This window comes from Calothrix sp. NIES-2098 (assembly GCF_963875125.1).
GTDB lineage: Bacteria > Cyanobacteriota > Cyanobacteriia > Cyanobacteriales > Nostocaceae > Aulosira.
Map to the genome: position 1 here is coordinate 264,019 of NZ_CAWNKJ010000001.1, position 12,994 is coordinate 277,012.

General features: G+C 41.6%; 8 protein-coding genes. 2 read left to right on the forward strand and 6 right to left on the reverse strand.

Annotated features, from left to right (window positions below; translation table 11 throughout):
* Window positions 1-86 precede the first annotated feature (86 nt).
* Window positions 87-3,008: a peptidase domain-containing ABC transporter gene (locus tag AACU33_RS01040; protein WP_096586642.1), complete on the reverse strand. Its 2,922-nt coding sequence runs from the start codon at window positions 3,006-3,008 to the stop codon at window positions 87-89.
* Window positions 3,005-3,757: a peptidylprolyl isomerase gene (locus AACU33_RS01045; protein ID WP_096586643.1), complete on the reverse strand. Its 753-nt coding sequence runs from the start codon at window positions 3,755-3,757 to the stop codon at window positions 3,005-3,007. The genes AACU33_RS01040 and AACU33_RS01045 overlap by 4 nt, the downstream gene beginning before the upstream one ends.
* Window positions 3,758-4,541: 784 nt before the next feature.
* On the opposite strand from AACU33_RS01045, the gene AACU33_RS01050 reads away from it, so the two are divergent.
* Complete coding sequence (locus AACU33_RS01050; protein ID WP_339375681.1) at window positions 4,542-5,975, forward strand: CAP domain-containing protein; 1,434 nt, start codon at window positions 4,542-4,544, stop codon at window positions 5,973-5,975.
* A gap of 63 nt (window positions 5,976-6,038) precedes the next feature.
* On the opposite strand, the gene AACU33_RS01055 is transcribed toward AACU33_RS01050, so the two are convergent.
* Together AACU33_RS01055 and AACU33_RS01060 are read right to left on the reverse strand one after the other, a co-directional pair.
* Window positions 6,039-7,616: a hypothetical protein gene (locus tag AACU33_RS01055; protein ID WP_096586644.1), complete on the reverse strand. Its 1,578-nt coding sequence runs from the start codon at window positions 7,614-7,616 to the stop codon at window positions 6,039-6,041.
* 393 nt (window positions 7,617-8,009) lie between these two features.
* On the reverse strand, window positions 8,010-8,507 hold the full coding sequence (locus AACU33_RS01060) for a hypothetical protein (protein ID WP_339375682.1): 498 nt from the start codon (window positions 8,505-8,507) through the stop codon (window positions 8,010-8,012).
* Window positions 8,508-9,135: 628 nt separating this feature from the next.
* Between AACU33_RS01060 and AACU33_RS01065 the strand changes: the two genes are divergently transcribed.
* A complete protein-coding gene (locus tag AACU33_RS01065; protein ID WP_096586645.1) occupies window positions 9,136-10,305 on the forward strand; it encodes a family 10 glycosylhydrolase in 1,170 nt (389 codons plus the stop codon).
* Window positions 10,306-10,536: 231 nt separating this feature from the next.
* Here the strand turns inward: AACU33_RS01065 and AACU33_RS01070 are convergent, their stop codons facing one another.
* Window positions 10,537-12,036: a site-2 protease family protein gene (locus tag AACU33_RS01070; protein ID WP_096586646.1), complete on the reverse strand. Its 1,500-nt coding sequence runs from the start codon at window positions 12,034-12,036 to the stop codon at window positions 10,537-10,539.
* Window positions 12,037-12,431: 395 nt separating this feature from the next.
* A complete protein-coding gene (locus tag AACU33_RS01075; RefSeq protein WP_096586647.1) occupies window positions 12,432-12,815 on the reverse strand; it encodes a hypothetical protein in 384 nt (127 codons plus the stop codon).
* Window positions 12,816-12,994 lie beyond the last annotated feature (179 nt).

The window sequence follows — 12,994 nt, forward strand, 5'->3', positions numbered from 1 at the left end:
TGTCCTTTGTCAGTTGTCAGTTGTCAGCCATTTATTTGTCCTTTGTCCTTCGTCAGTTGTCCTCCGCGTCTCTGCGTCTCAGTTATTCATAACTGTGATTCCTGTTGTTGAAACAGACAGTAATAGCGTCCTTTCATTGCCATGAGTTCGGCGTGGGTTCCTTGCTCGGCAATTACACCCCGATCCATAATGATGATGGTGTCGGCATTTCTAACAGTGTTGAGTCGGTGGGTAATAAATAAAACAGTACGACCTTGAAAAAACTCCATCAGATTGCGACAGACTTGTTGTTCTAATTCGTAATCTAAAGCACTAGTAGCTTCATCAAGAATCAGTAATCTAGGATTTTGCAAAACGGTACGAGCGATCGCAATGCGTTGGCGTTGTCCTCCAGAAAGGGCAGAACCTCGTTCCCCAACAATGGTGTTGTAGCCGTTGGGTAAGGCCATGATGAAATCGTGCGCTGCTGCAACTTTGGCGGCGGCGATGATTTCCTCGGTAGTGGCATCCGGACGAATTAAAGCAATATTATCTTGAATTGTCCCTTCAAATAAAAGGGTATCTTGTAACACTATCCCAATTTGGCGGCGTAAGGAGTTTAACTCTACTTTCCTTATATCATAACCATCTATTTGGATGTGTCCGGCTACAGGTTCGTACAGACGCGGTAATAATTTTGTCAAAGTGCTTTTACCAGAGCCGCTTTGACCGACAATACCAACAAAAGTTCCTGGGGCAATTTCTAAATTGATATTGATCAGTTTTAAACTATCTTCTGGGTTAAATCCAAAGGAAACTCCATTGTATTTAATTGCACCTGCAATTTCTGGTAGTGCAATATTGTTGCGATCGCTTGGCTGAACTTCTGGTGCTGTATCTAAAATGTCACTAAGGCGTTCGATAGACAATGCTACTTCTTGGAAATTCTGTGATAGTTGAATTAACCGCAGCAAGGGACTAGTAACATAACCAGCAATGATCCGAAAGGCAATCAATTGTCCTAAAGTGAGTTGATTGGAGATGACTAAATGCGCGCCTACCCACAACAACACAAAACTCGAAAATTGATTTAAAAATCCACTGATAGAATTAGCAGTACTGGAAGTTAGGACATTTTTAAAGCCAGCACTGATGTAACGAGTATAGCGATCGCGCCATTGCCAACGAGATTTTAATTCAATATTCTGTGCCTTGACTGTTTGAATGCCAGTGAGAATCTCCACTAAATAGGATTGAGTATCGGCGTGGCGTTCGGCTTTTGTGCGTAACTGTCTCTGCACAATCGGCACCACAAAGGTTGTCAAGATGGCAAACAATGGCACAGTAGCTAAGGCAACGAGGGTGAGCATCCAGCTGTAAAACAGCATAATGCCGATATAAATCACAGAGAACACAGCATCTAGTACCACTGTCAATGCTGTTCCTGTGAGAAAAGAACGAATATTTTCTAGTTCGTTAATTCGTCCTGCTAATTCTCCGACGCGACGACGTTCAAAATAACTCAGAGGTAATTTGAGTAAATGCTCAATAACTTCTGAACCCAAACGGATATCAATACGGTTGGTAGTGTCGGCAAATAGATAAATCCGCAGGCTCGTTAAAGCCGCCTCAAACACTCCAATTACCAACAAGAAAATGCCCAAAATATCGAGGGTATCCAGACTTTTCTGAATTAATACAGTGTCGATGATGATTTGGGTAACGATCGGATTTGCCAAACCAAATATCTGCACAAAAAAGGAAGCCACCAGGACTTCAACCAACACCAGACGATATTTATAGATGGAAGGTAGGAACCAACGCAGACTAAATTTTTCGGGGCGATCGCCTTCTGCCTTTTCCACCGTCAATACTTGTCCAGACTCTCCCCAAATTTGGGCAAATTCCGCAGGAGAATATTGGCATACTCCTGTTTCAGGAGCCGCAACAACCAATTCCCGTTCGGTAATTTTGTATAGCAAAGCAAGATTGTCTCGCCAATAAATCAAGGCTGGCGCAGTCAACCGATTAATTACATGAGCCGGAACTGTAACTAACTGGGCTTGCAAACCCATCATTTCGATAACTGCACCAGCCACTGGTAAGGAAATCTGCTTGTGCGTTTTTAGTTGATTGGTTAAGACTTTGCGAATTAAATCGCGGCGGAAAGAACCCCCCAATATCTGATTCAACATCTGGAAACAGGCTAAAGGAGCATCAATAACTCCGTTTCCCGATACAAATATCGTTTGTGCTGGTGCTAGATTTTCGACAATGGGGTCTGGGGGATATTCTGGAGCCGGAGTAATAGTTAAACTAGCACCATATTCATTAGGAGACTGCCAGGGAATACCAATTAATCGGACTGCGGCTGTATTTTCCCAAATCTCTTGAGAGCCATCCAACGCTAATCTATAGCCAACAGTCATACCCTCTATACTGCCAGCACTAACTAGCCACAAATGCCGTTTGTTAAACTGCTGGGAATTAACTGGCCCCGGAACTAAATTTACTACCTGCGTTTGTTGCCAAACTTCACGTGCTAAATCTTTAATATCGGTGGTTGCATCTGCATGACGCTGAATTTCCAGACTTAAGAGTTCAAAAACTTCGCTAATGTGGGGACGCGATCGCACTGCTTCGGCAAACTCTGGTTCTGTATCCATCAATTGTAGAAATTCTGCGGCTTCTAGAGTTATCGCGATCGCATCTGTGGAGGCCATAACAGCCTCGCAACTGAATCCCCGCAACAATCCCAACCAACCAAGAAACTCTCCTTCTTCTACTACAGCCAAACTAATTTGTGAGTTTGTCCATTGGTCGTAACCTAATACCCGCGCCTGTCCTTGATAAATCACCATGACTTGTGCTGGCATTCTTTCTTTAACCAACATCCATTGTCCGGTGCGATATTGCAATAGTTGGCAGTTAAAGGCGATGTTTTTTAAGGTATTAAATGGCAGTGTATTAAACGGGGGAGTGTCAATAAGGAAGGCTAAAATTTCGGTCTGGGTGATAGCTGGCTTCATGCCAAGAGATACTCCACACAATGGTTAGCAGATGGTAAATGAGTTTGAATTTGTGTTTGTATCCAAGCTTCAAAAAGTTCGTCTAGCAAGTACTGCTGCATATTTTCATCTAACTGAGCAGGTAGTAATTGCTCTAAGCGAATAATTACATACCAATCGGCTATTAAATGCGGTTTCCAGATTTGACCTGGTTGACTGACATATAGAATTTGCTGAATTATCGGATGTGGTTGAGATAGAGGAACAGGCCCAATTACCCCACCTGTCTGTGCTTCGCCACCTTGGGAATATTGCTGCGCTATGGTTGCAAAAGGATGTTCTCCCTCTACAATCCGAAAATATAGCTCTTGGGCTAACCCTTCATCTTGGGTACGAATCATGGAATATATTACCCGGTCTAAATCTGCTTTGCGGTGCAGAAAGTAAGACTCTAGTTTATTGCCCCAGATTGCAAGCTGAAATTTTCGGATTAATAGAGGACGGATGGCTATTTCCTGCATAGTTTCTTGAGTTAGCTGATTCTTTTGCAACCATGCTTGTTCTAACTCTGGTGAAGTCAGTTGGTGACGTTCGCGAAACTTGGCGATCGCTGTTTGATGTTCTGCTTCCGTGCATGAAAAAGATGCGATCGCCTCTTCGATCGCTTTAGCACGTAATACCTGTGGTAACAACTGATAACGATTTAGCAAAGACAGTAATTTTTCTGCCTGAAGAATTTCGTTACCCACTTGTAATGTTTGTGTCGTCATAATTCCTGACTAGCACGTTTGGCATTCTAAGATTTGGGCAGAAATCTGTACATCTCACGCCGTGAGAGTGTTGAAAGAGACTAGGGAATAAAAAGCCTATCTCTATTTTCTGTTCAGGCATTTTCTAGCGTATCCGGATTTTTTTCAATAAGCCTTTGTAAAATTTTTTCGCCTCAATTTTTGCCAACTTCGCGAAAACTTTACATTATATCCGGTTTTTAGAGTAATTTGTTACTAGTTAATATTGATAATACTGATTTTTGTATAAAATTTTAGTATTATTTTACACTTTAAAAAATTAAATCATTAGTTCTGTTTTGCATATAAATAGAGACTTTTATTAGTATAAAGAGGCAATATATACAGAAAATTAGAATTTATAATTTTGGTATAAATTGTATTTTGGCTGCTATGTGACGGTTTATCGACCGCCACAAGGCAAGGGTGAAAAAAGCTACTGAATCTTTTATCCTGAGGGGAAGCGATTGATGTATTACTACTTACATCGTTTTCCTTTTAATCTACGGGGTCGTCATTCAACTGCCAGAAGCTCAGGCAGATAAAAACCCCTAAATCTGGAAGTCGCATCATCAGGAGAAATATTTCTCTCATACGTAACTTTGATGTATCGAACATAAGACTTCACAGTACTTATAAGCTTGTGACAGCTTTACTCTAACTACTCTTTATTTACCCCTCTCCAGGTTTGCTTCTACCAATAAGTTGCAGCAGAATTTTTCTTGCTGCTGAGTTCATGTGAAGAAATCTTTAAGAGGACGGATCGATGGCAACAACTACTACCCCGACATTTGAACAACAGGTTCTAGATTTAACCAATCAACAACGAATTAAGAATGGTCTTCAACCACTGCAAGCAAATGCAGAACTCAATTATGCTGCTGACAGCTATGCAGAATTTATGGCGCAGAACAACTATTTTAGCCATACAGGAAAAGATGGTTCTACTCCCAGAACTAGAGTTAATGCCGTGGGCTTTGATGCTCAAATAGTTGGAGAGAACATCGCTTTTGGTCAACAAACACCAAAAGATGTTGTGGATGCTTGGATGAAAAGCCCAGGACATAGAGCTAATATCCTCAATGCCAAATATACTCAAATTGGTATAGGTTTTGATAACAAGAATCCGAATAATAGACCGTATTGGGTTCAAGACTTTGGCAGCAATGATACCAACCCAGCGACTAAGATTCCCACTTCAGGTTCGCAACCAACCCCAACACCAACCCCAACCCCAACCCCAACACCAACCCCAACCCCAACCCCAACCCCAACACCAACCCCAACGCCTACTGGCACATTTGAACAGCAAGTTCTGCAACTCACTAATCAAAAACGCGCCGAGAAGGGACTTGCGCCACTCAAAGCTAATGCAGAACTCAATTATGCTGCTGACCGATATGCAGAATTTATGGCGCAGAACAGCTATTTTAGTCATACAGGGAAAGATGGTTCTACTCCCAGAACTAGAGCTAACGCCGTGGGCTTTGATGCTCAAATAATTGGAGAGAACATCGCTTTTGGTCAAAAAACACCAAAAGATGTTGTGGATGCTTGGATGAATAGTCCAGGACATAGAGCTAATATCCTCAATGCCAAATTTACTCAAATTGGTATAGGTTTTGATAACAAGAATCCGAATAATAGACCATATTGGGTTCAAGACTTTGGCAGCAATGATACCGACCCCACGACCAAGATACCAACCGGTGTAAAGGGTTCAGTTTCTGAACTTCCACCTTCAACTACTCCTATCCCTGGTAAAGAACTCAAAGGTAGGAATGGCAATGATATCCTCACTGGCGGCGCAGGTGATGACACATTGTGGGGTGGTAGAGGTAAAGATACCCTGAATGGAGGCGATGGTAACGATCGCTTGATTGGTGGGTTAGGCAAAGATAAGTTAACTGGTGGTGGTAACAGCGATACCTTCGTTTATGAAAAACTCCAAGATAGAGGAGATACCATCACTGATTTTGCCGTTAATCAAGATAAAATCGACCTGCAAAAGATTTTGGCAGGCCCTTCTTACACTGGCACAAATAAATTCGCTGATTACCTAAAGTTTGAACAACTTGGTAGCGATACTGTTGTTCGTCTTGATGTCGACGGAAAAGCAAAAGCTGGTGGCTTTGAGAAGTTTGTGCTGTTGGAAAATGTCAAGGCCTCTAGCCTAACCGCTAACAACTTTGTTGTCTAATTAATTGAGTTTCCCATCTCCGCTTTGCCATTAGGGCGCGATCGCCGCGCCCTTTCTTAAATATTATTGAGCAGTACTGGCAATCTGATTCCAAGCTTGCACAACTTGCTGTAAGTTTTTCGGCAATTTATTTTGCGAAATATCGTTATATCTCACCGTACCCTCTTTGCTAGTCAGAGTGTAGGTAATATAATCAGCCGAGCCTTGTGGTGCTGGGTAACTCAAATTTTTGAATTCACCAAATCGCGATCGCTCTACTAACCTCTCAAATTGTTGCACTTGTTGGCGGGAAATCCGGCGAACACTCCGTTCCGAATCATTAGCATCGCCAACTCGCACCCGAATCAAAGTGCCATCATTAAGTAAAACAGTTTCATAGGTTCTGCCAATAAAGCCACCACTAGAAATCTGCCGAAATACCACATTTCTATCTAAAGGTAATGGCATTTCATTTGCGGGAATGGGTACTGCACCAGTGGTATTTCTATCAGAAACTTGGTTACTACGCAGTCGGTTCCAAGCTTTGACTACAGTTCGCAAATTGCTTGGTAGTTGAGCTTGAGAAATATTGTTGTACTTAACTGTACCTTCTGGGCTGGTGAGAGTGTAGGTAATGTAATCAGCTGCTCCCCTAGGTGCTGGGTAATTTAAATTCTTAAATTGTGCAAATCTGGTGCTGGCTAACAATTGTTGAAATTGTTGGACTTGTTGGGGAGAAACTTGCCAAACTCTTCTTTCCGAATCGTTAGCATCGCCAACTTTAACTCGAATCAAGCTGCCATCATTGAGTAGAACAGTTTCATAAGTAGTCCCAGCCAAGCCACCACTAGATATTTGCCGAAACACCACATTTCGATCTAAAGATGGCGGTAATTCATTACTAGGAATTGGAACTGGTCTAAGATTGCTAGGGTTACGATTAGGTCTGTCACTATTAGCAAGCTGGATTTGAGAACCACTTTCATCACTGAGAAAAACCCAAGGACTAATCCTATTAGTCGCTCTCACAAATACTTCCCAACCCTGTACTAATATTTGGTCGCAAGCATTGGGTAAAGTGGAACTTTCGCAACCTCTGGCGAATTTTTTCTGTTTAAATGCAACGATATTTAGGGTGCTAATTGGTAATCCTGAAACTTGGGAAGCTTGACGTAAAACTCCATCCCTAACGTTTTGAGGCAATGTCTGACTATTAGTTTGGTTAGCTCTTTCATTTAATCTGATTGCGGAACCTGTTTGATCGGTGTGATAAACCAAGGTTTGTCCAACTGCACCCACAACTATTCGCCAACCTGGTACTATTGCTCTCAGACAACTTTCATTAGCATTACCTAATTCTAAACAGCCATCTGCCCAATTTTGTTGTTGAGCTTGAATAATATTTAGCCGAGAAATTGGCTGCTGCAAACGTGTAGACGCAGCTTGTAAAACCCGATTTCTCAAAGATTGTGGTAATTGGTTTTGTTTAAAATTTTGTTTCAGAACTTCGTTTGTTGTCTCTGGCGAAGGCCTAAGAGAAGCAGCACTACTGCTTTTGATTAATGTTAACCCACTACCAACAGATAAAATGCCAGTTAAAACTAAGGCAGTGAAAATCCGTCCTTGATTGCTGGTAGAATAATTACCCAAAGAGCCTTTCATATTAATAGTAATAGTTTAGTTACTAGTCAAATAATTGCTACTCTGCAAATAAATACCAAAGAGTATAAAATCCTAAAGTTAAACAGCTTGAAATTAAACAAGCGTCAATCTTCTGATGCAGATGTGAAGATAGACGCCTATATGTTTATTATTTGTTCCTGAATCTTTACAGCTAGATTGATACAAGATGAAATACTTCAACCTATTAGCTTTGCTGAGTGGCTTTAGGTATACCCTACCATTAGCCTCAGCCTCTATAAAACAGAAAATCCAAAATAGTATTAAGCACTGAATGTTTATCGATCGTTTGGTGCATCAAATCTAGGAGTATAAGTTTTCCAACCTTTGAAAACTGGTGCAAACAAGGCATTTATATCGCTATGGGCAATAGTCTCAAGCACTGAGAGCCTGCTGTTCAATCGACTGATTTGGCAAATCAAATCTAATAGTACTAGCTGCCCAATCTTTTAGATCGGGTGCTAGCCAAACTAGCTTGCGAAGAATTTCATCATTTACCCACAATACTAAAGGGCAATGGAACTGTTTGCGGAACTCATCGCGCATCAAATTGGTACTAATGATGAGTTCGTTGATATCGATTACAGATTCTAAACCTCTGATCATCAAAACATCAGGTTGGTCAACACCAACTGTAGTTGAGATGGTTGTATACAGGGTTTCAGTCCCAGGGGGTAGCACAATCTCTTGGATATGCACTGATGAGAATTCTGTTAGCAGATTCAGTACCTGCTGTTGCCTATTAGCAGAGTTACAAGATGCCAAAATTAATGAAAATGCACCAGCAGAGACCATCATCGCTCTTGCGAGTCGTTTGGTGGCTGCAACGGTATTCCCCATACCGTCTTGTGAATTGTTTAAGCTGCTGATCATTATAGAGTCCTGCCTTTGGTCTTTAAAAGTACCTTAGCCTTTTCAGTTTAATTCGTTCATCAACTCGTTATCCAAAGTATTTTTGGGTAAAATTTGATAACACTTTATTTGATGACCTACAGTAATCTTACGCATGATTTAATAATTGAGGATGCAGTGTTTGACCCCGCATTTCCGAGAATATAGATAGTAGGCAGTGTAATCCAAATAACAAACAAGTGAAATTTACAAATTTGTTGAGTTGCGTGTACCTAATATTTAGGTTTAGAAGATTAGCTGCTGATTATTAAGTGATGGGAAGTTTGGGAATAAGGAAAGGCTATATTCCTAAATTAACATTATCAACGTAAATTAATAACAAAAATCGGTATAAATGTTTAGCCAGCAGGCGATAATGCAACTTCTGTCTGGCTATATCAGTCAAGATTCATATTTAACGATGCTTGTAACAAATGATGAAAAAGCTAGTCGGTCTTTCGGGTCAGCGAGGGGTCACACCCTTTGCTAATTTGCTAACAGCATCACTGATGGAGATGATTAATTTTGAGTTTTGAATTCGGAGCGAAGTGACGTGACTTTTTTGAGATGGAATTTTTACCAGAGCAGAAAGCGGGCATTCTTTGCAATGATGGTTGCCTTGAGCTTGATAGCTACTGTGATGTTTTCATTACCTTTAAACGCACAAAATCCACCTTTGCGATCGCCTGTATCGGAATTAAGAGGTGTATGGTTAACAAATATTGATAGCGATATGCTATTTGAGCAGAATCGTCTTAAACAATCTTTACAACGATTGAGCGAACTTAACTTTAATACTGTATATCCCACAGTTTGGAATTGGGGCTATACTCTGTATCCTAGCAAAGTTGCAGCCAAAGAAATTGGGCGATCGCTCGACCCCACACCCGGACTGCAAGGACGAGATATGCTCAAAGAAGTTGTCGACGAAGGGCATAAAAAAGGTTTAACAGTTATTCCTTGGTTTGAATTTGGCTTTATGGCTCCTGCTGATTCCCAATTAGCTAAACGTCATCCCCAATGGCTAACTAATCGTAGTAACGGTACGCGAATTGTCAAAGAAGGTACACATGACCGAGTGTGGCTGAGTCCCTTTCGCCCAGATGTCCAAAAATTTATCCAAGATTTAATAGTTGAAATTGTTAAAAACTATAATATCGACGGTATTCAATTTGATGACCATTTTGGTTTACCCTCAGAATTAGGCTACGATCCTTACACAGTAGCGCTCTATAGAAAAGAACATGGCGGTCGTGCACCTTCTGCTAACTTTAAAGATCCAGAGTGGGTGGCTTGGAGAGCAAATAAAATTACTGACTACATGAAGCGGGTATTTACAGCTATCAAAGCTGTGAAAAAAGACTGTATTGTATCCGTTGCACCTAATCCTCAACGTTTTTCCTACGATTTCTTTTTAGCAGATTGGCAAAAATGGGAACGTATGGGACTGGTAGAAGACTTAGTTTTGCAGATCTATCGCGATGACCTGAGCGTTTTTCTCAGCGAATTAGAGTACCCAGAAGTGAAAGCCGCAAAGAGCCATATTCCTGTAAGTATTGGCATTTTATCCGGGCTAAAAGGCAAATCTATACCCATGCAACAAATTCAAACACAAGTGCAAAAAGTACGCGATCGCAATTTTGCCGGAGTAGCGTTCTTTTTCTACGAAACTCTATGGAACCTTAGCAAAGAAAAACCCTTAGACCGTCAAACCAGCTTTCAGCAAATCTTCCCCATACGCACCGCGTATCCAAATTTATTAACAGGCTGGAAACCTTAGGGAAGCAGAGGGGCAGGGAGCAGGTGAGACCAGCCCCCGTCTACAGCCCTTCGGGCATCCTTCGGCGAGCGGTCTCCGTCACGATGGGGGACTGGCGAACTCGTTCGACGAAGTTGTTCCCGTTCCCTCGAAGAGGGTTCCCGCAGGGTAGGGTAGGGGAGCAAATTAACAATGATTCCTCCTTGTCTCCTTTCTCCCCACACTTCCCACACTCCCCACACTCCCTTACTCTTACCCGCCGATTCCCAAACGCCCAGCCAAAGCGGGAGTTAAAGGTAGGAGAGTAGCGATCGTTAAAAAGAGTGCTAAAAGACCTAAACCAGCCCTAGCATCATCCGGTTCAGTAATTTCATTCAAGCTAGGGCGTTCTAAGTCCCGTTGTAAAAACAGAATCAAAATTGCCCAGTACATAGCTAAAGGATTAGCTAGGGATACAATACCCAGCAAAATTAAAGTGGCAAAGGTTGCTCTGCCTGCGGTTTTGCGTCCATAAATCGCTTGCACAATCCGACCACCATCTAATTGTCCGGCTGGCATTAAATTCAAGGCAGTAATTACTAACCCCAGCCAACCAATCACTACTAGGGGATGAACATTGACTAAAGGTGACTGTAAGGCGGAACCGAGAACAACTCGCGCCAAGCTACCGACCAAAATCGATCCTTGGAAAAACTGATTTGGGATTTGAAATAAACTGCCTGGATGAGAAAGCAACAAACCCACAATCAGCATCAATAAAGAAACTATACCGCCAGCCGCCGGCCCTGCCAAAGCTATATCAAATAGTACGGTGCGGTTAGGCAATAATGACTCAAAGCGAGTAATAGCACCAAAAGAACCAATTTGCACAGCAGGTAGGAAGAAAGGCCAGCTCAGACGAACTTGGTGACGTTTAGCCAGTAACCAATGACCGATTTCATGTGCTACCAAAATCGTCAATATCCCCAAACCGATAGGCAAAGTTTCTGCCAACCTTTGTGGTTGGGCAAATAAATCAAAACTCAGCAGTAACCCCGCAGCTTCTAAACTCGTAGCAATCGTGGCGATGAGTAGGATACCCGCAAATGCTTTTTGGGGTAACGACATGGGGCGCGGGTCATTGCGACTCGGTAGGACAATTACTACAGGTTTACCGTCTGTATTCTCTACTAAGAATAAACGATAGCGATCGCTCAGACGTTCCTGTAAACTTGCACTCAAACGAGTGTGAACTTCCTGCGCTTCTCCCCGCAGATTGCCTTTAAAAATTACGCCTTCTTGGTAGGGTATCGTTTCTGTAGTAAAAAATGTGTCAATTCCAAAAATACCTTTAATGGCATTCAAATCATCTTCTGGAATCGACATTACCGCAATTTTTTGCTCTGCCACTCCTGTGGAAGCATTAGCATCTGGTGCGGTATTTAGTTCAGTTGAAGCATTAGCAGCCAGCCTTTGGGTTGCTTTTTGCTTGAGTAGCGCATCTTGTCCAGCGGAGCGTAGCTGCTTGCCTAAGAATATATATAAGCCAGCGGATGCTACTACTAAAAACAATATACCCACTATGTTGATGTAAATTCCGGCTGCAAACAAACCAAAGAACAACAGCCAAGGAGCCATCAACACCACCGACTGTAACCAGGCCAAGACTCCCAGTTTACCAAAAGGTCTGGCGCGATAAAAGCCCCAGCCCAAAATGGCAAAAGCTACCAGCACAATTGTTGCAACGATAGAAGTTTCCGATAGAGTAAACATCTCCAAACCTTTGCTTTTGAGGCCGAGCTAGTACAAGTCCGGCATTGCAGATACATTATTTAATCTATAACGTCGCCTGTAGCTTACCCAAATTTTAGTCATAATTTCTGGAGTGGCAGAAAATCGGGATAAAATTATCAACTACCAGACTTGACGTTTTACGCAACCTATCGTTACGACTATTGAAACTTTGCGTTCTTTGCTGACTAAGATCTTAAGTAAATTGGGTTACGAGGAACACACCCTAATGGTGTGGCAATAATAGCAAAAAATGTAAATTTAAGAAAAACTAAAATACAAAAAAAGGCAAAAATCAAAAGATATTATTTTGATTTTGCCTTCTATTTTTAGGTAATAGATGTGTTAGTTAATCTAAAAATATTCTTTATACAAATCTAGACTGGTAATCCTGGTAGTCCTCGCAAATTGCGTAAAGCGCTAACGCAAGCCGGGCAATCGCAACCAAATAATTGGATGGCAGCATTACTTTCTTCATCAGTAAATTCTAGTTTGGCAGGATCGCTGGGTGTGCCTTGATTTGAGGCAACAACTTGTGTTGAATTAGAAGCAATAGGAGTACTCTTGCTCCGCCGAATACAGACTAAAGGTGTGGGATACGCGCCGTGTGGAGAATGTACGCAAGCACGACCATCTGGAGTATAAATTACTTCAGTTGAGCGCAGAGATGCATGAGCAGGCTGTGTCAGCATCACCATAGACAGCATAGATGTAAATACTGTTGGGGTGGAGAGCAAATGCAACAGAAATTTTTTGTTCATATTATCGAGAGCCTTTTTCAATTAAGTAAAACTAAACGAGTAAGTTTGTAGCATCATTTTTGATAAATCTTTTAGGTTTTTATCCAAGACTTTTTAACACTTGGCAGTTAAACCTAAAAGATTTAAGAAGGATTTTACCAGAAGCAATTTATCAAATATATATCTGTGGAAGTATTATC

Excerpts from the sequence above, each read along its gene's own strand:
- AACU33_RS01050 (WP_339375681.1), top strand. The coding sequence starts at position 4,542 with ATGGCAACAACTACTACCCCGACATTTGAACAACAGGTTCTAGATTTA.
- AACU33_RS01070 (WP_096586646.1), bottom strand. The coding sequence starts at position 12,036 with ATGTTTACTCTATCGGAAACTTCTATCGTTGCAACAATTGTGCTGGTA.
- AACU33_RS01075 (WP_096586647.1), bottom strand. The coding sequence starts at position 12,815 with ATGAACAAAAAATTTCTGTTGCATTTGCTCTCCACCCCAACAGTATTT.
- AACU33_RS01040 (WP_096586642.1), bottom strand. The coding sequence starts at position 3,008 with ATGAAGCCAGCTATCACCCAGACCGAAATTTTAGCCTTCCTTATTGAC.
- AACU33_RS01055 (WP_096586644.1), bottom strand. The coding sequence starts at position 7,616 with ATGAAAGGCTCTTTGGGTAATTATTCTACCAGCAATCAAGGACGGATT.
- AACU33_RS01065 (WP_096586645.1), top strand. The coding sequence starts at position 9,136 with ATGGTTGCCTTGAGCTTGATAGCTACTGTGATGTTTTCATTACCTTTA.
- AACU33_RS01060 (WP_339375682.1), bottom strand. The coding sequence starts at position 8,507 with ATGATCAGCAGCTTAAACAATTCACAAGACGGTATGGGGAATACCGTT.
- AACU33_RS01045 (WP_096586643.1), bottom strand. The coding sequence starts at position 3,757 with ATGACGACACAAACATTACAAGTGGGTAACGAAATTCTTCAGGCAGAA.